At 73.9% G+C, this 18,657-nt stretch carries 16 protein-coding genes and 3 pseudogenes; 9 read left to right on the top strand and 10 right to left on the bottom strand.

All coding sequences use genetic code 11. The features are described from left to right. Nucleotides 1-48: 48 nt before the first annotated feature. From Q7L73_RS15475 to Q7L73_RS15465, 4 genes and pseudogenes are all read right to left on the bottom strand, one after another. Nucleotides 49-726 (bottom strand): response regulator transcription factor, encoded by a 678-nt coding sequence (locus Q7L73_RS15475; RefSeq protein ID WP_304690636.1) that lies wholly within the window; start codon nt 724-726, stop codon nt 49-51. Beyond that, nucleotides 726-1,232, bottom strand: a pseudogene (locus Q7L73_RS28770) (sensor histidine kinase); the annotation flags it as partial. The gene Q7L73_RS15475 and the pseudogene Q7L73_RS28770, both read right to left, overlap by 1 nt. 165 nt (nt 1,233-1,397) lie before the next feature. Then, a pseudogene (locus Q7L73_RS28765) lies at nt 1,398-2,336 on the bottom strand (histidine kinase dimerization/phospho-acceptor domain-containing protein); the annotation flags it as partial. 82 nt (nt 2,337-2,418) lie between these two features. After that, entirely contained in the window at nt 2,419-2,940 is a 522-nt protein-coding gene (locus tag Q7L73_RS15465) for a PepSY domain-containing protein (protein WP_304690634.1), read from the bottom strand. Nucleotides 2,941-3,063: 123 nt separating this feature from the next. On the opposite strand from Q7L73_RS15465, the gene Q7L73_RS15460 reads away from it, so the two are divergent. From Q7L73_RS15460 to Q7L73_RS15450, 3 genes are all read left to right on the top strand, one after another. Continuing rightward, nucleotides 3,064-3,849 carry a hypothetical protein gene (locus Q7L73_RS15460; protein WP_304690633.1) on the top strand — a complete coding sequence of 262 codons (786 nt, stop codon included), beginning with the start codon at nt 3,064-3,066 and terminating at the stop codon, nt 3,847-3,849. A gap of 109 nt (nt 3,850-3,958) precedes the next feature. After that, nucleotides 3,959-6,049, top strand: a complete 2,091-nt coding sequence (locus Q7L73_RS15455) for a methyl-accepting chemotaxis protein (RefSeq protein ID WP_304690632.1) — start codon at nt 3,959-3,961, stop codon at nt 6,047-6,049. Nucleotides 6,050-6,143: 94 nt separating this feature from the next. Beyond that, the gene (locus tag Q7L73_RS15450) at nt 6,144-6,725 is read left to right on the top strand and encodes a TetR family transcriptional regulator (RefSeq protein WP_304690631.1); all 582 of its coding nucleotides are present in this window, start codon (nt 6,144-6,146) and stop codon (nt 6,723-6,725) included. A gap of 10 nt (nt 6,726-6,735) precedes the next feature. Here Q7L73_RS15450 and Q7L73_RS15445 read toward each other — a convergent pair whose 3' ends face one another. Further along, a complete protein-coding gene (locus tag Q7L73_RS15445; protein WP_304690630.1) occupies nt 6,736-7,581 on the bottom strand; it encodes a helix-turn-helix transcriptional regulator in 846 nt (281 codons plus the stop codon). A 117-nt stretch (nt 7,582-7,698) separates the two neighbouring features. On the opposite strand from Q7L73_RS15445, the gene Q7L73_RS15440 reads away from it, so the two are divergent. Then, the gene (locus Q7L73_RS15440) at nt 7,699-8,394 is read left to right on the top strand and encodes an SDR family NAD(P)-dependent oxidoreductase (RefSeq protein WP_304690629.1); all 696 of its coding nucleotides are present in this window, start codon (nt 7,699-7,701) and stop codon (nt 8,392-8,394) included. A gap of 6 nt (nt 8,395-8,400) precedes the next feature. Here the strand turns inward: Q7L73_RS15440 and Q7L73_RS15435 are convergent, their stop codons facing one another. Together Q7L73_RS15435 and Q7L73_RS15430 are read right to left on the bottom strand one after the other, a co-directional pair. Beyond that, on the bottom strand, nt 8,401-9,171 hold the full coding sequence (locus Q7L73_RS15435) for a hypothetical protein (RefSeq protein WP_304690628.1): 771 nt from the start codon (nt 9,169-9,171) through the stop codon (nt 8,401-8,403). Nucleotides 9,172-9,723: 552 nt separating this feature from the next. Beyond that, nucleotides 9,724-10,164: a hypothetical protein gene (locus Q7L73_RS15430; RefSeq protein WP_304690627.1), complete on the bottom strand. Its 441-nt coding sequence runs from the start codon at nt 10,162-10,164 to the stop codon at nt 9,724-9,726. 86 nt (nt 10,165-10,250) lie between these two features. On the opposite strand from Q7L73_RS15430, the gene Q7L73_RS15425 reads away from it, so the two are divergent. The 4 genes and pseudogenes from Q7L73_RS15425 to Q7L73_RS28755 all read left to right on the top strand — a co-directional run bounded on the left by Q7L73_RS15425 (nt 10,251) and on the right by Q7L73_RS28755 (nt 13,402). After that, entirely contained in the window at nt 10,251-11,411 is a 1,161-nt protein-coding gene (locus tag Q7L73_RS15425) for a serine hydrolase (RefSeq protein WP_304690626.1), read from the top strand. 16 nt (nt 11,412-11,427) lie between these two features. Further along, entirely contained in the window at nt 11,428-12,648 is a 1,221-nt protein-coding gene (locus Q7L73_RS15420; RefSeq protein ID WP_304690625.1) for a S9 family peptidase, read from the top strand. A gap of 10 nt (nt 12,649-12,658) precedes the next feature. Continuing rightward, nucleotides 12,659-12,982: pseudogene (locus tag Q7L73_RS28760) on the top strand (VOC family protein); the annotation flags it as partial. A 15-nt stretch (nt 12,983-12,997) separates the two neighbouring features. Beyond that, a complete protein-coding gene (locus Q7L73_RS28755) occupies nt 12,998-13,402 on the top strand; it encodes a VOC family protein (RefSeq protein ID WP_370552393.1) in 405 nt (134 codons plus the stop codon). On the opposite strand, the gene Q7L73_RS15410 is transcribed toward Q7L73_RS28755, so the two are convergent. Next, the gene (locus Q7L73_RS15410; protein WP_304690623.1) at nt 13,399-14,961 is read right to left on the bottom strand and encodes a calcium-binding protein; all 1,563 of its coding nucleotides are present in this window, start codon (nt 14,959-14,961) and stop codon (nt 13,399-13,401) included. The genes Q7L73_RS28755 and Q7L73_RS15410 overlap by 4 nt on opposite strands. Before the next feature lie 82 nt (nt 14,962-15,043). Between Q7L73_RS15410 and Q7L73_RS15405 the strand changes: the two genes are divergently transcribed. Beyond that, nucleotides 15,044-18,025 carry a LuxR family transcriptional regulator gene (locus Q7L73_RS15405; protein WP_304690622.1) on the top strand — a complete coding sequence of 994 codons (2,982 nt, stop codon included), beginning with the start codon at nt 15,044-15,046 and terminating at the stop codon, nt 18,023-18,025. Between the two features lie 78 nt (nt 18,026-18,103). Here Q7L73_RS15405 and Q7L73_RS15400 read toward each other — a convergent pair whose 3' ends face one another. Together Q7L73_RS15400 and Q7L73_RS15395 are read right to left on the bottom strand one after the other, a co-directional pair. Continuing rightward, nucleotides 18,104-18,340, bottom strand: a complete 237-nt coding sequence (locus Q7L73_RS15400) for a type II toxin-antitoxin system HicB family antitoxin (protein WP_304690621.1) — start codon at nt 18,338-18,340, stop codon at nt 18,104-18,106. 26 nt (nt 18,341-18,366) lie between these two features. Further along, the gene (locus Q7L73_RS15395; RefSeq protein ID WP_304690620.1) at nt 18,367-18,582 is read right to left on the bottom strand and encodes a hypothetical protein; all 216 of its coding nucleotides are present in this window, start codon (nt 18,580-18,582) and stop codon (nt 18,367-18,369) included. Nucleotides 18,583-18,657 lie beyond the last annotated feature (75 nt).

The following is an 18,657-nucleotide window of genomic DNA, read 5'->3' as shown; positions in this document are numbered from 1 at the left end:
GCGCATCAGTCGCCGCAGCCGACGCCCGACCGCCGCCCGCCCGCCGCGTCAGCCGCTGCCCCCGCGCAGGCGGTAGCCGACGCCGCGGACGGTCTCGATCGTCTCGGCGCCGAAGGGGCGGTCGATCTTCTCGCGCAGGTAGCGGACGTAGACGTCGACGACGTTGGAGCGGTTCTCGTAGTCGCCGCCCCAGGCGAGGTCGAGCAGCTGATGGCGTTCGAGCACCTCGCCGGGCCGGCGCATGAACGCCTCCAGCAGCGCGAACTCGCGCATCGACAGGTCGATCTCCGTCTCCGCGCGCGCGACACGCCGCGTCGCGGGGTCGAGCGTCAGCTCGCCGGCGCGCAGCAGCGACGGGCGCTTGACCGGCCCGCGCCGTGCCAGCGCGCGCAGCCGCGCCGACAGCTCCGCGAGCGAGAACGGCTTCGTGACGTAGTCGTCGCCGCCGAGGTCGAGGCCGGCGATGCGGTCGTGGACGGCGTCGCGCGCGGTCAGGAAGACGACCGGCGCCCAGACCTCGTCGGCACGCAGCCGCCGGCAGGTCTCGAAGCCGTCGATCCCCGGCAGCATCACGTCGAGCACGATCGCGTCGTAGGCGGAGGAGCCGGCCATCCAGAGCGCGTCCTCGCCGCGCTCGGCGACGTCGCAGACGAGCCCGTCCTCGCTCAGCCCGCGCCGGATCGCGGCGCGCAGCTTCGGCTCGTCCTCGACCACCAGCACCCGCATCAGGGGGCCTCACGCACGGGCGGCGGGGCGTCGTCGCTGTCGGGCGGGGCGATGTCGGAGACCGCCGCGGGCGGCTGCTGCGGCGGCGGAGGGGCGGCGGCGGGGAGGTCGATCCAGACGGTCGCGCCGTCGGCGCCGGCGTCGCCGCCGTGGGCGCGGGCGATCGCGGCGACGATCGCGAGGCCGAGACCGGCGCCGCCGCGGCCGCGCGCCTCGTCGCCGCGGCTGAAGCGCTCGAACGCGACCGCGCCGGCGAGCGTGTGCGGCAGGCCGGGCCCGTCGTCGGTCACGAGCAGCCGCACGCCGCTCATGCGCGAGGCATCCGCGCCAGTGATTGCGGCATCCGCGCCAGCAATTGCGGCATCCGCGCCAGCAATTGCGGAATCCGCGCCGCTGTTCGCGGCATCCGCGCCCGTGATTGCGGCGACCGGCGCGGCGGTGAGGCGGACGGTGCCGGAGGCGTGGGTCAGCGCGTTGTCGAGCAGGTTGCCGAGCGCCTGCTCGGCGCGCAGCGGGTCGGCGTCGACCATCAGCGCGGGCGGGGCGTCGGCCTCGACCGCGCGGCCGGCCGCCTCGGCGCGGGCGGCGAAGCGGTCGCGGACGGTCCGCAGCAGCGTCGCCGCTTCGATCCGCTCGCGCCGCAGCGGCAGGCCGTCACGGTCGGCGCGGGCGAGCACGAGCAGGTCCTCCGCCAGCCGCGTGAGGCGGTCGGTCTCCTCGCGGGCGGAGTCGATCGTCGCGCGCAGCTCGGCGGCGTCGCGGCCGGGGCGCGCGGCCAGCTCCAGCTCGGCGGCGAGGATCGACAACGGCGTGCGCAGCTCGTGGCTGGCGTCGGCGACGAACCTGCGCTCGCGCGCGAGCGCGTCGTGGAGGCGGTCGAGCATCTCGTTCAAGGTCAGGCCGAGGCGGCGGATCTCGTCGTCGGCCGGCGGCACCGGCAGCCGCGCCGCCGGATCGGCGTCGGAGACGGCGGCGGCGCGCCCGCGCATCCGCTCGACCGGCCGCAGCGCCGCGCCGATCGCGGCGTAGGCGGCGAGCGCCGCAAGCGCCAGCGCGGCCAGGCCGCCGAGCAGCAGCGTCGTGCGCAGCGCGGAGATCTCGTCGTCGAGGTCGTCGAGCCCGCGGCCGATCACCAGCAGCTGGCCGTCGTCGGCGGGCGCCGCGAACAGCCGCACGCGCTCGCCGTGGATCGTCGCGGCGTGGGTCGTGACGACCGTCTCGTCGCGCGCCTCGCCGTTGCCGTGCGCGTCCCTGCCGCCCGAGGTGCCGCCGCCCGTCGCGGAGCCCGCACCGGAGCCGCCGGAGCCGGAGCCGCCGCCGGAGCCAGAGCCGCCAGCGCCGCCGCCCGCGCCGAGGCCGGACCCCGCGCCCTCGAGCAGGGTCCGCACCTCGGCGGGCGGCAGCAGGGGCGTGCTGCCAGCCTCCGGCGAGTGCGCCAGCACGGCGCCGTCACTGCCGAGCAGCTGCGCCAGCTCGTCGCGGGCGGCGCGGACGCTGTCGGCGTCGCCGCTGAGCACCTGCGAGCGCAGCTCGGCGTCGAGCGCGCGCGTCCGTTCCGAGCGGACGCGCGCGTCGACGAACACGCCCGTGGCGACGAGGACGAGCGCCATCACGAGCACGAAGGCGCCGGTGACGCGCAGCCGGATCGGGACGCGGCTCACACCGACAGCCTATGCCGCGTCCCTAAACGGCTCAGCGCTTGGCGGCAGCGGCAGCGTCGTCGGCGGTCTCGCCGTCGCCGTCGCCTCTGTCGACCTTGCCGGCCGCGCCCTTGTCGTCGGCCTTCTCGCCGTCGCCGTCGCCCTTGTCGGCGACGCCGCCCTTGTCGTCGGCGGTCTCGCCGTCGCCGTCGCCTCTGTCCTGGTGGTCGCCGTGCTGCTCGCCCGAGTCGTTGTTCGCCTCCGGCTGGCCGACGGGCGCGAAGGCGCTGTCGAGCCGCACGTCGACCGATCTGCCGTCGGGCTGCTTGACCTCGACCTCGTAGGCGGCGCCCTTCTCGCTGTCGCTCTCCAGCGCGGTGACGGTGCCGCCGCCGGTGATCTTCAGCGCGGCCGCCTTCGCCTGCGCGGCCTGAGCGGCCGGCACCGGGGCGCCGCCCTCCTGCTCGGAGCCGGAACCGGGGCCGTTGCCGGTCGCGAGCGCGACGCCGGTGCCGCCGGCCGCCAGCACGATGCCCGCGCCGGCGCCTATCAGGACTCTGCGTGAGATCTTCATGTCGTTCTCCTGGGGTGGTGGACTGGGGAACGACAGGGGTTCTACGGAGACCCGATGAGATGGCGATGAGCCGGCCGGCGGCTGTTCAGGCGACTGTCAGGCGAGTGGCGCGATGGTCGGCGCATGTCAATCACAGCTCGCCGCATGCTCAACAAGGTGCCAGAGGTCACGCTCGCCTTCTGGCTGATCAAGATCCTCGCGACGACCGTCGGCGAGACCGCCGCCGACAACCTCGACGCGCGCCTCGGCCTCGGCCTCACCGGCACCACCTACGTGATGGGCAGCCTGCTCGTCGTCACGCTCGTCGCGCAGTTCCGTGTACGCCGGTACATTCCCGCCCTCTACTGGGTCGCGGTCGTGCTGCTGAGCATCGTCGGCACGTTGATCACGGACAACCTGACCGACAACTACGGCGTCCCGCTGCTGACCAGCACGCTCGTCTTCAGCGCGCTGCTGGCCGTCACCTTCGCCGCCTGGTACGCGGTCGAGCGGACGCTCTCGATCCACACGATCGTGACCACCCGCCGCGAGGCCTTCTACTGGCTGGCGATCCTCTTCACGTTCGCGCTCGGCACGGCCGCCGGCGACCTGATCGCCGAGAGATTCGCGATCGGCTACTTCCCCTCCGCGCTGATCTTCGGCGGCGCGATCGCCCTGATCGCGCTCGCCCACTTCCGCCTCCAGCTCAACGCCGTGCTGGCCTTCTGGCTCGCCTACATCCTCACCCGCCCGCTCGGCGCCTCGCTCGGCGACTGGCTGTCGCAGCCGACCGCCGACGGCGGCCGCGGCCTCGGCACGACGACCACCAGCCTCGTCTTCCTCGCGGCGATCCTCGCGCTCGTCGCTTTTCTCACGGTGACAAAGCGCGACCGCACTCAAGAGAACGAGAACGTTTTTGGTGTGAATTAGGAAGTAGGCGCCCTAACGGTGTCAAGTTCGCGGTGTTGACACCGATCTCCGGTCTGCGGCCCAGGCCCTCGCCGCTCCCCGTATCGGTCGCTGCATGGAGGCAGAAAAGATGAGGTTCACCGTCCGTACGAAGCTGCTTGGCGGCTTCCTGCTCGTGATCGCGATGATGATCGCGGTCGGGCTGCTTGCGATCGTCAAGCTCGGGTCGATCAACAAGACGACGACCCAGCTCGGCGACAACGCCGTACCCGCATTGCAGAACTACGCGCTGCTCAACAACGCGACGCAGGGTTATCGCAAGGATCAGCTCCGCTACGTGACGGCGATAGACGCCAGAGACAGAGCGAACATGGTCGGCACGATCGCCGACGACCTCAGAATGATGGACACCGGCCTCAGAACCGGCACCGCGCTGGCGACCTCGAGCGCCGGTGCGGCGAGATTCAGAGCGTTCACCGACGACTGGGACACGTACGTCGCGGCGACCGCCGACTACAGAAGACTGGCCGACGCCGGCCGCGAGCGGGACGCGATCGCGCTGATGTCGATCGGCGAAGGCAAGGCCGCCTACGACGCGGTCAAGGCGTCGCTGAGAGCGGCGACCGACTTCCGCGGCAGATCGTCGACCGAGCTGGCGAAGAGAGCCAACGACACGGTCGCCTCGACGCGCACGATCATCGTCGTGCTGCTGATCGCGGCGGCGCTGGCGGGGATCGGGATCGCGCTGCTGCTGTCGCGCGGGATCGTCGGCGGCGTGCAGCAGATGCTGAAGGCGGCCCGCGGGATCGCCGGCGGCGACGTCGAGCAGAGAATAGAGATCAAGTCGCGTGACGAGATCGGCGAGACCGGCGAGGCGTTCAAGGAGATGGTCGCCTACCTCGACGCGACCGCCGACGCCGCCCGCCGGATCGCCGCCGGCGACCTCGCGGTCAACGTCGAGCCGAAGTCCGACAGAGACGCGCTCGGCACCGCCTTCGCGGCGATGAGCAGGGAGCTGCGCGACGCGCTCGGCGACCGCTCCTCGCTGGAGCAGCTGGTCGAGCGGATGGAGCAGCTCAGCAACGAGGACCTGTCCGCGCTGCAGAGCGCGCTGGCGGCCGTCGCCGCCGGCGACCTGACGGTCGAGGCGCCCAGCACGACGCGGGCGATCGAGACCGAGGCCGGCCTCGCCCCCGGGCGCCTGGCCGACATCTTCAACGCGATGCTGGAGCAGCTGAGAGAGTCGGTCGACGGCTACAACGGCATGCGCGACAAGATGGCGTCGCTGCTGCGGCAGATCGCGCAGGAGTCGCAGGCCGTCGCCGCCGCCTCGCAGCAGATGGCGACGACCTCGGAGGAGTCCGGACGCGCCGTCGGGGAGATCGCCAACGCGGTCGGCGAGGTCGCGGCCGGCGCCGAGCGCCAGGTGCGCGCCGTCGGCGAGGCGCGCGAGCTGAGCGAGATCGTCGTCGCGACGACCGGCAGCTCGACCGCCGACGCCCGCCAGACCGCCGACGCCGCCGAGCAGGCGCGCACGGTCGCCGAGGAGGGCGCGGCCGCGATCGGCGAGGCGACCGCGGCGATGGAGGCCGTGCAGGCCTCCTCGACCGACGTCACCGCGACGATCCGCCAGCTGGGCGAGAAGTCGGACGAGATCGGCGGCATCGTCGCCACCATCACCGGCATCGCCGAGCAGACCAACCTGCTCGCGCTCAACGCCGCGATCGAGGCGGCGCGAGCCGGTGAGCAGGGCCGCGGCTTCGCCGTGGTGGCCGAAGAGGTCCGCAAGCTGGCCGAGGAGTCGCAGCAGGCGGCGCGCTCGATCGCGACGCTGATCTCCGAGATCCAGCGCGAGACCGGCCGCGCCGTCGAGGTCGTCGAAAGCGGCGCCGAGCGCACGCACGACGGCGTCTCGACCGTCGAGCAGGCGCGCGACTCGTTCCTGCGGATCGGCACCAGCGTCGAGGACATGGCGCAGCGCGTCAGCGGGATCGCCGGCGCGATCGAGGAGATCTCGACCAGCGCCGAGACGATGCAGCGCAACCTCGCCGAGGTCGCCGCCGTCGCGGAGCAGTCGTCGGCCTCCTCCGAGCAGGTCTCGGCCTCGACGCAGCAGACGAGCGCCTCGACGCAGGAGATCGCCGCCTCCGCGCAGGAGCTGGCGCGCACCGCCGAGGAGCTGGAGCGGCTCGTCGGCCAGTTCAAGCTCGCCGAAGCCTGACCCGACGGCCCAGCGCGGGCCCCGCCGCCGCTGCGCGGCGGGGCCTGCCACGATCGCGCAGGGAAATGCGCGTCGCCGCAGAAGCGAACACCCGATGAGCACCAGAGAAGGCGGCTCGCTGCGCGAGCGCAAGCGCGCGGCGGCGCAGGCGAGAGTGGTCGACGTCGCGATCGCGCTGTTCGCCGAGCGCGGCTTCGGCGACGTCTCGGTCGCCGAGATCTGCGCCGCGGCGGAGGTCTCCGAGCGCAGCTTCTTCCGCTGGTTCGCGGCCAAGGAGGAGGTCGTGATGGAGCCGATGCGGGAGATGGCCGACCGTGTCGAGCAGGCGATCTCAGCGGCGCCCGCGGGCCTCGACGACCGCGCGACGGTCGAGCTGGGCCTGCGCGCGCTGGCCGACTGGATGCTCGCCGACTGGGAGCGGCTGACGACCTACTTCCGCGTCGTGCAGGAGACGAGCGCGATGCGCGCGATCGCGCCGATGCAGCTGCCGGAGAGCGAGCGCGCGATGGCGAACCAGCTCGTGCGCCGCAGCGGCGGCGAGCCGCCGGCCGACTGGCGCACGCGGCTGCTCGTCGCGCGCGGCGTCGCCGCGTTCCGCGTCTGGCTCGACGACATGCGCGCCGGCGAGGTCAGCGACCCGCACGCGCACCTCGACGCGATCCTCGCGGCGGGCTGAGAACCCCGCCTCACCCCTCGAACCGCTGCAGCCCCACGGCTCCGAGCAGCGCGAGCGCCCGCGCGCTGTCGGACTCGGGCGCGGCGGTGTAGACGACCAGCTGCAGCTCGCTGTCGCGCACGCTCAGCACGTCGCAGGCGATCTCGATCGGGCCGACCTCGGGATGATCGACCCACTTCTCGCCGCCCTGGTGGCGCTCGACCTCGCCCAGCTCCCACAGCTGCGCGAAGCGCGCCGAGGCCGCGCGCAGGTCGTCGATCAGCGCGGCCAGCCGGCTGTCGTCGGGGTGGCGGCCGAGCGTCGCGCGCAGGTCGGCGACGACGCCGTGCTCGAACGTCTCCCGCCCGCCCGCCTCGTAGCGCACGCGCGTCTCCATGCCGGTGAACTGGCGCCAGGCGATGTTGCTCGCGCGCGCCGTCGCGGAGATCTCCAGCTCGCCCAGCAGCGCGGTCGCGAGCGGGCTCAGCGCGACGATCTGCCAGCTCGCGTCGAGCACCAGCACCGGCACGTCGGCGAGCCGGTCGAGCACGCGCTGCACGCCGGGCGTGATGTGGCGGTCGATCTCCCCCGCCCCGGGCGGCGCCTGGCCGGCGACGCGGTAGAGGTGGTCGCGCTCGGTGCTGCTCAGCCGCAGCGCCCGCGCCAGCGGGGCCAGCACCGACGGCGACGGGTTGGCGGCGCGGCCCTGCTCCAGCCGCGCGAGGTAGTCGACCGACAGCCCGGCGAGCTGCGCGACCTCCTCGCGCCGCAGCCCGCGCGCGCGGCGGCGCGCGCCGCCGGCCGCGCCGAGGCCGATCGCCTCGGGCTGCAGCCGCTCCCGCCAGGAGCGCAGGCAGGCGCCCAGCTCGTGTTCCATGCTGACCGTCATAGCAGCTCGATCATGCCCGATCGCGCGCCTGTGATCGTCGCCCTGTCAGTCCTAGGCAACGCCGCCCCCTCATGAGCCACCAGGCCGAGCGCCACGCTGAACCGCATGACCACCACGCAGAAGACGATCCTCATCACCGGCGCCAACAAGGGCCTCGGCCACGAGGCCGCGCGGCGCCTGCTCGCCGCCGGCCACAGCGTCTGGGTCGGAGCGCGCGACGAGCAGCGTGGCCGCGCCGCCGCCGAGCAGCTCGGCGCCCGCTTCGTCCAGCTCGACGTCACCGACGACGCCTCGATCGCCGCCGCGGTCGCGCAGATCGACAGCCTCGACGTGCTGATCAACAACGCTGGCATCGTCGCCTCGATGAGAGGCACGCTCGGCGAGAGCGGTGACGAGGTCGCCGCCGTGCTGGCGACCAACACGGTCGGCGTCGTGCGCGTCACACAGGCGTTCCTGCCGCTGCTGGAGCGCTCGCGCGAGCCGGTGATCGTCAACGTCTCCAGCGGCCTCGGCTCGTTCGTCGTGACGGCCGACCCGTCGCGCGTCGAGCACGGCGTCCACAACCTCGGCTACAGCGCCTCCAAGGCGGCCGTCAACATGCTGACGACGCAGTGGGCGAAGGCGCTGCCGGCCTTCCGCGTCAACGCCGTCGACCCGGGCTACACCGCGACCGACCTCAACGGCCACTCCGGCCCACAGACGGTCGAGCAGGGCACCGACGCGATCGTGCGGCTGGCGCAGATCGGCGCCGACGGCCCGACCGGCACGTTCAGCGACGCCGCCGGGCCGGTCGCCTGGTAGCCCGGCTCACGGCTCCGGTATCCCCGTGCCGGGGATCGTCCAGCGGCAGTCGTAGTCGCTCGGCACGGGGAACCTGCTGGTCGACTCGCTCATCAGCCGCTGCGGCAGCAGCCCGAGCGGCGCCAGTCTGTCGTCGGGGTCGGCGGCGCCGAACATCCGCAGCAGGAGCGCGTCGGCCGGGCGCAGGTAGGTGCCGTCGGCGGTCTGCCCGAGCATGCTCCAGACGCGCCAGCGCTTCGTGTCCATGCGCGGCAGCGGGTCGGGCTCGCCGGTGGTCGCGACCTGCTCCAGCGTGAACGACCACGAGCCGCGCGGCGCGCCCGTGAACGGGCTGTGCTCGGCGATGTGGACGTCGTTGCAGCCGAAGTCGGCGGCGGGGTCGGCCGAGCGCGTCATGCCGGTGTTCCAGACCGGGTAGCTGAGCGGCACGATCTGCTCGTAGAGGACCCGCTCGACCGACAGGCTGGCGGCGTTGGCGGCCTCGTCGGCGTCGGAGGTGTCGAACTGCTCCAAGCCGGGCGCGCAGCCGCGCGAGCCGCTGCCGCGCGGGATGCAGTCGGCGTTGGCGCCGACTGCCGCGAGCTTGGCCGGGTCGCTGAGGATCGCGTTGCCGACCCTGCCGAACGAGTCGACCGCCTGCTGCGACTGCTGCTCCAGCGTCGAGGCGAGGTCGTCGACCGCGACGCGCGTGACGGTCGGGTCGGGCGCGCTGCCGGCCGAGTTCGACAGCCAGCCGTTCTGCACGCCCTCGACCGCGCCGGCCATCGACGCCGTCACGGCGCCAGTAGGCCTGCCGCAGGTCGCCGCCGACGCGCGTCCGGTCGCCGATCCACTGCAGCGCGGCGGTGTGCTCGGCGTCGCCGTCGTATCTCCATCTGGTCTTCGGCGTCTGCACCAGCAGCTGCTGCAGCTTCTCCGCGGGCGGGCCGTCGGCGCTGACGTTGGCGGGCTTCAGCCGCGACGCCGGGTCGGGCGCGAGCGCGCCGCGCAGGCGCGCGCCGGCGCCGCTCGTCTCGACGCCGTCGCCGGCCCCGGCGCCGGCCCAGCCGATCAGCGCGTAGCCGCTGCCGGCGGTCGTGATCGCCGTGTTGAACGTGTCGAGCGTGCCGCCGATCGAGGCGATCGCGGCCGCCGCGTCGGCGGCGACGGTGCGGACGATCTGGCCGCCGGTCAGCATCCCCGGGCCGTAGGAGGTGAGCGCGAAGACCGCGCCAGGGCTCGACCACTTCGCGATGAAGCCGCCGAGCCCGGCGAGCACGTCGTCGGGGACGCCCGTGTTGAGGTCGGCCGTCGCCAGCGGCGCGAGCGTGCGCGCGTCGTAGGCGCCGATCAGGAAGCCGCTGCCGGAGTTGGCGGGGACGCTCGTCGCGATCGTGTTGCCGCCGACGGTCTGACGACCCGCCCCTGCAGCCGGATCCAGCGGCCGGTGACGGTGTGGCGGGCGCGGCCGGCGCCCGGTATCGGGTGGCGGTTGGCGATCGTGAAGGTGACGCGCGCACGCCGCACGGTCGCACCGGTCCGCGCCCGCACCGTCAGCACGTTGCGGCCGTGGCGCAGCCCGTGGCTGGCGCTCACGTCGAGCCGCCGCAGGCCACGGCCGGAGCGGGCGAACTCGTCGCCGATCGAGACGCCGTTGAGGCGCGCGACGAGGTCGCTGTGCTCGCGCCTGGCGCGCACGACGAGCCGCAGCGGCGGTCTCGTCACCCGCTGGCCGGCTCGCGGGGAGACGATCACCTGCTGAACGACGGGCGGCGGGGTATCGATCGGCATGCTCGCCACGCTGGCACAGCGCGAAGCGCTCGGAAAGGGACCTGAGTCCATCGTCAACGCCGCGCGCGGACGCGAGAATCGGGCGCATGCGCATCCCCTCCCCCGCCTCGCCCGGCCGCTGCGCGCGCATCGTCGCACTCGCGGCCGCGACGGCCCTCGCCGCTCTCACCGCCCTGCTGCCGGCCGCCGCGGGCGCCGCCCAGCTCGGCGCGCGCACGCAGGAGCGGCTCGACCGCACGCTCGCGACGGTCACGCGGCAGACGTGGAACCCGGGCACGATCGCCGGCGTCTGGGTCGGCGACCGCGGCTGGACGGCGGCCACCGGCGTCGCCGACCGCGTCAGCGGCCGCGTGCCGCGGCTGGGCGACCACACGCGCATCGGCTCGGTCACGAAGACCTTCACCGCGACGCTGATCCTGCGGCTCGCCGACCAGGGCAGGCTGACGCTCGACGACACGATCGACCGCTGGTTCCCCGCCTTTCCCGGCGCGAGTGGGATCACGATCCGCCAGCTCGGCACGATGAGCAGCGGCATCGCCAGCTACAGCACCGACGCCGCGACCGTCGACCGGTTCCTCACGCACCCGACCGCCGCCTGGACGCCGCAGCAGCTGATCGCGATCAGCGCCGGCCTTCCGGTCAGGTTCGCGCCCGGCGCCGGCTTCGACTACTCGAACACGAACTTCGTGATGCTCGGCCAGATCGTCGAGCAGGTCACCGGCAGAGCGCTCGCGACCGTCATGCAGGAGCAGCTGTTCGGCCCGCTCGGCATGCGGCACACGACGTACAAGCCGCTGCTGAAGCTGCCGTCGCCGGCGTGGAGCGGCTTCACGATCCAGGGCGCCGAGAGCGGCGCGGTGCTCGACGCGACCGGCTGGAACCCGACCTTCGCCGACGCCGCCGGCCAGATCGTCTCGACCCTCGGCGACCTCCGCATCTGGACCCGCGCGGTCGGCAGCGGCGCGCTGCTGAAGCCGGCGACGCAGGCCGAGCGGCTGAAGCCCAACCCGCACTCCGAGAGAGCCGGCAGAGCCTATCTGTTCGGCCTCGGCCGGGCGGCCGGCTGGCTGCTGCACTCGGGCGAGCTGCCGGGCTACAACACGCAGATCGCCTACCTGCCGAAGCGCAGGCTGTCGATCGTGGTGCTGACGAACGCCGACATCGGCGGCGCGAACGGCAACCCGGCGCCGGCGATCTTCAACGCGCTGGCGGCGACGATCGCCCCCGGTACGCTGCCGAGCAACTGAAAAAGGGGAGTTCGCGATGGCCTGGCTGAGCGAGAACGAGATGTGGGAGGCGTTCGGCGCCCGCACGCTGATGCACGCCGCCTACGGCGGGTCGGACTTCGGCGAGTGCCGCGCGACGATCGACCGGATCGGCGACGCGCTCGACCGCGACGCGTGGGCGCGCGAGTGGAGCGCGACCGCGACCGCCCTGCGCGACCAGGCCGACGCCTCCGCGGCGGCCGGCCACGAGGTCTCCGCGCGCGAGGCGTACCTGCGCGCGGCGACCTACTTCCGCACCGCCTACGCGCCCTTCTTCACGCCCGCGCGCGACGAGTGGCTGACGGGCAACTCGGCCGCCGAGGTCGCGGCGCTGCAGCGCGCGGTCGCGCTCTGGGACCCGCTCGCCGAGTGGCTGGAGATCCCGTTCGAGGGCGCCTCGCTGCCGGGGATCTTCGTGCGGGCGCGCGGAGCGCTCTCCGGCGAGCCGCGCCCGACGGTCGTCTACACCGACGGCTACGACGGCACGATCGGCGAGATGTTCGTCGCGCACGCGTCGGCGGCGTACGAGCGCGGCTGCAACGTGCTGCTGTACGACGGCCCCGGGCAGGGCCGCGCGCTGATCCGCGACGGCCTGACGATGCGACCCGACTGGGAGACGGTCGTCGGCGCGGTCGTCGACTTCGCGCTGCGGCGGCACGACGTCGACCCGGCCAGAATCGTGCTGAGCGGCTGGAGCTTCGGCGGCTTCCTCGCCCCGCGCGCCGCCGGCCGCGAGCACCGCGTCGCGGCGCTCGTCGCCGATCCCGGCCAGTGGGACCAGCGCCACAACCTCGTCGGCCGGCTGCCGCTGACGGAGGAGCAGAGAGCGGCCTTCCCGGCGATCGACCCGAGCGCGCTCGACCCGATGGCGGCGTTCCTCGACGGACCCGACGCCGACCCGCTGCTGCAGTGGCGCCTGCGCGACCGCGGCATGCTCGTGCACGGCAGATCGACCCTCTTCGACGTGCTCGCCGAGATGACCCGCTTCACCGTCTCCGACGTCGCGGCCGAGATCGCCTGCCCGACGCTGCTCAGCACCAACGACGGCGACCCGACCTCGGCCGGCGCGCTGACGCTGTTCGACGCGCTCACCGTCGAGCGCAAGACGCTCGTCCCGTTCACGACCGCCGAGGGCGCGGCCGGGCACTGCGAGGGCGCCGGGCGCCGCCTCTACCACCAGCGCGTCTACGACTGGCTCGACGAGACGCTCGCGGGGTAGCCTCCGCCACATGTTCGATCACGTCGGCATCGCCGTCTCGGACCTCGCGGCCTCCGAGCGCTTCTATCGCACCGTGCTGAGCGAGCTGGGCGTCGAGCCCGGCCACGCGGACGCAACGCTGGTCGAGTGGGAGGACTGGGACATCGGCCCGACCGACGGCGAGCACCCGGTCACCCGCGGCCTCCACATCGGCTTCCGCGCCGGCGACGCCGCGCAGGTCGACGCCTTCTGGCAGGCCGGCGTCGACGCCGGCTACCGCTCCGACGGCGAGCCCGGCCCGCGCGCCCAGTACCACCCGAGCTACTACGGCGCCTTCCTGCTCGACCCCGACGGCAACAGCGTCGAGGCGATGCTGATCGACCGCCCGCAGACGGTCCCCGTCGGCAGCATCGACCACCTCCGCTTCCGCGTCCGCGACCCGCAGGCCTCCGGCCGCTTCTACGCGACGATCGCCCCGCACGCCGGGGTCGAGCTGACGCACGAGGAGCCGCAGTACGTCGGCTTCGGCGGCAGCGACTTCAGCTTCTCGTTCGTGCGCGACGAGCGGCCGCTGACCGAGCACGTCCACATCGCCTTCCCCGCACGCGAGGACGAGACGGTGCGCGCCTTCCACGCCGCCGCGATCGCGGCCGGCTACGAGGACCACGGCGCGCCAGGCGAGCGCGCCGTCTACCACCCCGGCTACTACGGCGCCTTCGTGCTCGACCCCGACGGGCACAACGTCGAGGTCGTCAACCACAACCGCGGCGGCTAGCGCACCTTCACCGTGAAGGTCTTGGAGGTCTTGCCGACCTTCACGACGAGCTTGTATCTGCCGGGCTTGAGCGGCTTGCGACCGACGCGTCTGATCGTCGTCGTCAGCTTGCCGGCCTTCTTCGCCTTCAGCTTGACCGTGCCGAGCGCTCTGCGGGCGCCGCTCCTGGTGACCGTGATCGTGACCGTCGCGGCTCTGCGCAGCGTGACCGTGACGGTGACGCGGCGGGCGCCGCCTCTCGCGCTTGCCGCTCTCAAGGGCGAGGTCGTCGTCCCGCCGCCGCCACCGCCGCCACCGCCCCCTCTCGGCTGCGGATCGGGTGCCGGCGCGGCCGCGCGGTCGATCGTCTCGCACAGCATGAAGCCGTCCTGGGAGATCGTGTCGACCGCGTCGACGGTCGCGATGTCGGCGCCGGCGCCGCAGTTGACCGCGTCGCCCTCGCCGTCGCGCGCCAGCAGCGTGTCGTTGCCGGCCGGGCAGCTCCACGACGAGCAGGCCGAGTAGTCGCCGAAGAGGCTGTCGCGGCCGGGGCCGCCGTCGACGACGTCGTCGCTCTCGCCGCCGTAGAGCGTGTCGTTGCCGGCGTCGCCGAAGACCTGGTCGGCATCCGAGCCGCCGGTCAGCTCGTCGTTGCCGGGGCCGCCGTGGATCGTGTCGGCACCGCTGCCGCCGTTGAAGACGTCGTTGCCGGGGCCGCCGACGAACGTGTCGTTGCCGCGCGAGCCGTAGATTCTCTCGAAGTCGTCGTGGACGTTGTCGCCCTCGCCGGGGGCGCCGTCGTTGGCGGCCCCGTCGAGCGTGATCGAGATCCCGCCCGGGTGCGCGTCGAAGTCGAGGTAGTCGGAGCCGGCGCCGCCGCTGATGTCGTCGGCGCCGCCGCCGACGTCGTCGGTGCCGATCTGGTCGTCGCCGTCGCCGCCGGCGATCGTGTCGTTGCCGGCGTCGCCGCGCAGTCTGTCGTTGCCGCCCTGCCCGAGCACGGTGTCGTTGCCGTCCTCGCCCCACAGCTTGTCGTTGCCCTCGCCGCCCTCGAGGATGTCGTCGCCGCCGTGGCCGCGCAGCTCGTCGTCGCCGCCGAGGCCGATGAAGTGGTCGGGCCCGTTGCCGCCGACGAACCAGTCGTAGCCGCTGCCGCCGGTGATCGTCGCGAGCTGGTCGGCCGGGCAGCCGTCGGGCCGCATGAACTCGTTCGTGCCGTCGCCCATCGTCGCCGTGATCGACGGGATGCAGACGCCTTCGAGCTGCAGGTGGTCGAAGCCGGCGCCGTAGCTCGCGCTCAGCGCCGTCGCGGCGCCGGGGCAGTGGAAGTAGCTGCCGAGCGGGACGACGACCTCCTCGACGCAGGCGCCGCCGCTGCTGTTCACCACGCCGGTCGAGTTGCGCACCGTGACGGTGGTTCTGCCGTTGTCGAACCCGAGGTAGGTGGCGTTGTCGCCGGTTCCCTGGATCCCGATCGTGGTGCCGGAGTAGGTGAGCGTGATCGTGGCCGAGGCGGTCGACGCGCACAGCAGCGCGGCGGCGGCAAGGCCGAGGATCACCGCGAGCAGCGGTCGGATCATGCGCGCGATCATCGCCCGACCGGTCCGCTCTCCGCATCCGTAGGACCACGGATGCTCGCATGCCACGTAGGCTTCCGGGCCGATGCCGGGGGCTGCCGACCAGAGCCCGCTCGTCGGTCGCGACGACGAGCTGGCCCAGCTGACCGCACTGCTGACCGAGGCGCGCGCCGGCCGCGGCGGCGCGTTGCTGCTCGAAGGCGAGCCCGGCACCGGCAAGAGCGCCCTGCTCACCGCCCTCCCCCACGACGGCCTGCGCGTGCTGGAGGCGACCGGCGTCGAGAGCGAGCTGGACCTGCCGCTGGCAGGGTTGGGCGAGCTGTTGCTGCCCTTGGTCGCCCTGCTCCCGGCGCTCCCCGCGCGCGACGCGGGCGTGCTGCGCGAGGCGCTCGCGCTCGACGCGGGCGCGGATGACGCAAACGGCGGCGCGGGTGACGCAAAGCGCGGCGCGGATGACGCAAACGGCGGCGCAGGTGACGCCAAGCGCGGCGCGGGTGTTGCAAAGGGCGGCGCGACTGGCGAGGCGCCGCCGGTCGTGCTCGCGCGAGCGGCGCTGGCGCTGCTGGAGGAGGCCGCGCGGCGGGAGCCGCTGGCGCTGCTGGTCGACGACGTCCAGTGGCTCGATCCGGCTTCGCGCGGGGCGGTCCAGTTCGTCGCGCGGCGCGCGTGGCGGATCGGCGTCGGCGTGATCGTCGTGCGCTCGCTGCGCGACGGCCCGCAGCCGGCGTGGCCGGGCGTGCCGCTGCTGCCGCTGCGCGACCTGTCGCGCCCCGACGCGCTCACGCTCGCGCGCCGCCAGGGCGTCAGCGCCGCGGTCGCGGAGGCGCTCGTCGACGCCGTCGGCGGCAACCCGCTCGCGCTCGTCGAGGCGCCGGCCCAGCTGACCGCCGACCAGCGCGAGGGCCTCGCCGTCCTCCCGTTCCCGCTCCCCGCCGGCGAGCGCCTCCAGCGCCTCGCCGCCGCCCGCGTCGCCGCCCTGCCCGAGCCCGCGCGCGATGCACTGCTGCTGGCCGCGACGAGCGCGGACGGGGACGCGGTCGCGCTGGCCGCCGCGCTGCGCGTGGCAGACGGCGCCCCCGCGCCTGCGCCCGTCGCCCCCGCGCCCGCGCCGGAGGCCGGCGGCCTCGACGCGCTCGCGCCCGCGGAGGACGCGGGGCTGCTGGCGCTGTCGCCGCGGCTGGTGCGCTTCAGCCACCCGTCGATCCGCTCGGCCGTCTACCACGCGGCCTCGCCGAGCCGCCGGCGCCGCGCGCATCTGACGCTCGCGGCGGTCACCGACGAGCCGCGCCGCGCCTGGCATCGCGCCGTCGCCGCGACCGCCGTCGACGAGCCGCTCGCGGCCGAGCTGGAGGCGCTCGCGGTCGACGCCCGCCGCCGCGGCGCGCCCGCGACCGCCTCGACGATGTTCCAGCGCGCCGCCGAGCTGACGCCCGACCCCGTCACCGCGACCAACCGCACGCTCGCCGCCGCCGCGGCCGCGACCGTCGCCGGCGATCCCGAGCGCGCGCTGCGGCTGCTCGACCCGCTGCTGGCGGCCGCCGCGGAGCCCGGCCGCCGCGCCGACGTGCAGCTGCTGCGCGGGATGGCGATCCTCCAGGCCGGCCAGCCGGCCGAGGCCTACGAGATGCTCGAGGCGGAGGCCGACGCGATCGAGGGCAGCGATCCCGGCCGCGCCAGCATGCTGCTGATCCAGGCCTGCGTCGCGCTCGTCTCGCGCGGCTCGGTCGCGCGGCTGGTGCGGCTGACCGACCGCACGACCGCGCTCGTGCCCGAGGCGATGAAGGTGATCCCGCAGACGCTCCACGCGCAGGCGCTGGTCGCGCTCGCCGAGCACCGCGAGGCGCGCGCGCTGCTGCTCAGCCAGCGGGCGGCGCTGGAGCAGATCGACCCGGTCGGGCCGCTGCACGACCTGCTGTCGGTCGCGGCGCTCTGCCACGTCTGGATGGAGGATCACGAGGAGGCCGACGCGCGCCTGACGATGCTGACGCGCCGCGCGCGCGAGCACGGCGCCGTCGACGCGCTCGCGCTGCCGCTGGCGGTCCACTCGGGCCTCCACCGCCGCCGCGGCAACTGGGACCGCGCCGAGGCCTGCGCCGCCGAGGCGGTCGCGATCGCCGACGACGGCGGCGTCAGAGGGTTCGCCGCCTCGTTCGCCTCCGCCATGTACGCGCTGCTGGAGTGCCAGCGCGGCAACGCCGCCGCGACGGCCGCCCACGCCGCGCGCGTGCTGGAGCAGGGCAGCGCGCTGCAGGTGACGACGACGCTCGCCTGCGCAGAGCAGGCGCTCGGGCAGCTGGCGCTCGGCGAGGGCGACGCGGAGCGCGCGGTCGTCCATCTCCGGCGCGCACGCGAGCACGCGCGCGCGATCGGCTGGACCGACCCCTCGATGCTCTACACCGAGGCCGACCTGGCCGAGGCGCTGGTGCGCTGCGGCCGGCCCGAGGAGGCCGCGGTCGTCGTCGACGAGCTGGCCGAGGACGCCCGCCGCACCGAGGGCGCCTGGGCCGCCGCGGCGACCGCCCGCTGCCGCGCCCTGCTGGCGGACGATTCGCAGCTCGACGCACTGCTGGCCGAGTCGCTCGCCGCGCACGCGCGCGTGACGCTGCCGTTCGAGCTGGCCCGCACCCAGCTCGCGTTCGGCGAGCGCCTGCGCCGCGCCCGCCGCCGCAGCGACGCCCGCGCCCTGCTGTCAGCCGCCCACGCCACCTTCGCCGAACTGGGTGCCGCCCCCTGGGAGACCCGCTCGGGCGCCGAGCTGGTCGCCTGCGGGGGCAAGCGCAGGCAGCAGCGCGCCGGCTCCGGCCGCGGCGCGGGCGCTCCCGGCGGCGCGAGCGCGGGCGCCCGCGGCACCGCCGCCGGCGAGCCCGCCGCCACGCTCGCCGGCGCCGACGAGCTGACCGCCCGCGAGCGCGAGGTCTGCCGCCTCGTCGCCGGCGGCGCCACCAACCGCGAGATCGCCGAGGCGCTGTTCCTCTCCCCCCGCACCGTCGAGCACCACCTGCGGCTCGCCTACCGCAAGCTCGGCGTCCGCTCCCGCACCGAGCTTGTGCGCGACTGGACCGGCTAGCCCGCCGCCAGCGCTGCCTCGAGTTAAAGAAGAGAGGCCCGATCAGGGCCTCTCGCAATCACCATCTGAAGTTCAGGATCAACAGGCCAGCGCGGCCTGTGTGTGCGTCTCGGCGGGGGCGAGGGACGTCACGTCAACAGGAGGTGCGTCCTGACCGTTCTCAGCGAGATAGAGCGAGATACCTTCGGAAAGGCTCCCGCGCAACTCTTCGAGCGTATCGCCGGTTGCGAAGACACCAGGCATATCGTCAACGGTCGCCCACATGGAGCCGTCTTCGAAGTGGATCTTCACGGGGATCTCTTTGGTGGAGGGCATCTGTCCTCTCATCTTAGGGCACGCGATCAAGCCGACTGCTTAGAAGGATCGTTCGCGGTGGACTGCTTCCGAATCGCAGCGTTCATGCCTTTGGCGTACTGCTCGCCCTTATTCATCGGCAGGGTGATCGGCCGGCATGAGGGCTTGGTCATCTTGACCTGATGGCTGCCCCCACGTTCATGGACCCAACCTTCGTCTTGGAGATATCTGATCCACGACTTCTGATCGTTGGGCTCTGCCATGAACGGAACTTAGAGCATGACGATCCACATCGGCGCCATTCGGATGCAGAGTCCGCTGGCTCCGAGGATTTCTGC

Source organism: Conexibacter sp. CPCC 205762 (genome assembly GCF_030646155.1).
In the GTDB taxonomy this organism is placed as follows: domain Bacteria; phylum Actinomycetota; class Thermoleophilia; order Solirubrobacterales; family Solirubrobacteraceae; genus Conexibacter.
Note: the sequence above shows the minus strand (reverse complement) of the source record. Positions and strands in the feature narration are given on the sequence as shown.

Bases quoted from the DNA above. Each gene is read 5' to 3' on its own strand.
- Q7L73_RS15475 (WP_304690636.1), bottom strand. From the start codon at position 726: ATGCGGGTGCTGGTGGTCGAGGACGAGCCGAAGCTGCGCGCCGCGATC.
- Q7L73_RS15465 (WP_304690634.1), bottom strand. From the start codon at position 2,940: ATGAAGATCTCACGCAGAGTCCTGATAGGCGCCGGCGCGGGCATCGTG.
- Q7L73_RS15460 (WP_304690633.1), top strand. From the start codon at position 3,064: ATGTCAATCACAGCTCGCCGCATGCTCAACAAGGTGCCAGAGGTCACG.
- Q7L73_RS15455 (WP_304690632.1), top strand. From the start codon at position 3,959: ATGAGGTTCACCGTCCGTACGAAGCTGCTTGGCGGCTTCCTGCTCGTG.
- Q7L73_RS15450 (WP_304690631.1), top strand. From the start codon at position 6,144: ATGAGCACCAGAGAAGGCGGCTCGCTGCGCGAGCGCAAGCGCGCGGCG.
- Q7L73_RS15445 (WP_304690630.1), bottom strand. From the start codon at position 7,581: ATGGAACACGAGCTGGGCGCCTGCCTGCGCTCCTGGCGGGAGCGGCTG.
- Q7L73_RS15440 (WP_304690629.1), top strand. From the start codon at position 7,699: ATGACCACCACGCAGAAGACGATCCTCATCACCGGCGCCAACAAGGGC.
- Q7L73_RS15430 (WP_304690627.1), bottom strand. From the start codon at position 10,164: ATGCCGATCGATACCCCGCCGCCCGTCGTTCAGCAGGTGATCGTCTCC.
- Q7L73_RS15425 (WP_304690626.1), top strand. From the start codon at position 10,251: ATGCGCATCCCCTCCCCCGCCTCGCCCGGCCGCTGCGCGCGCATCGTC.
- Q7L73_RS15420 (WP_304690625.1), top strand. From the start codon at position 11,428: ATGGCCTGGCTGAGCGAGAACGAGATGTGGGAGGCGTTCGGCGCCCGC.
- Q7L73_RS28755 (WP_370552393.1), top strand. From the start codon at position 12,998: ATGCTGATCGACCGCCCGCAGACGGTCCCCGTCGGCAGCATCGACCAC.
- Q7L73_RS15410 (WP_304690623.1), bottom strand. From the start codon at position 14,961: ATGATCCGACCGCTGCTCGCGGTGATCCTCGGCCTTGCCGCCGCCGCG.
- Q7L73_RS15405 (WP_304690622.1), top strand. From the start codon at position 15,044: ATGCCGGGGGCTGCCGACCAGAGCCCGCTCGTCGGTCGCGACGACGAG.
- Q7L73_RS15400 (WP_304690621.1), bottom strand. From the start codon at position 18,340: ATGCCCTCCACCAAAGAGATCCCCGTGAAGATCCACTTCGAAGACGGC.
- Q7L73_RS15395 (WP_304690620.1), bottom strand. From the start codon at position 18,582: ATGGCAGAGCCCAACGATCAGAAGTCGTGGATCAGATATCTCCAAGAC.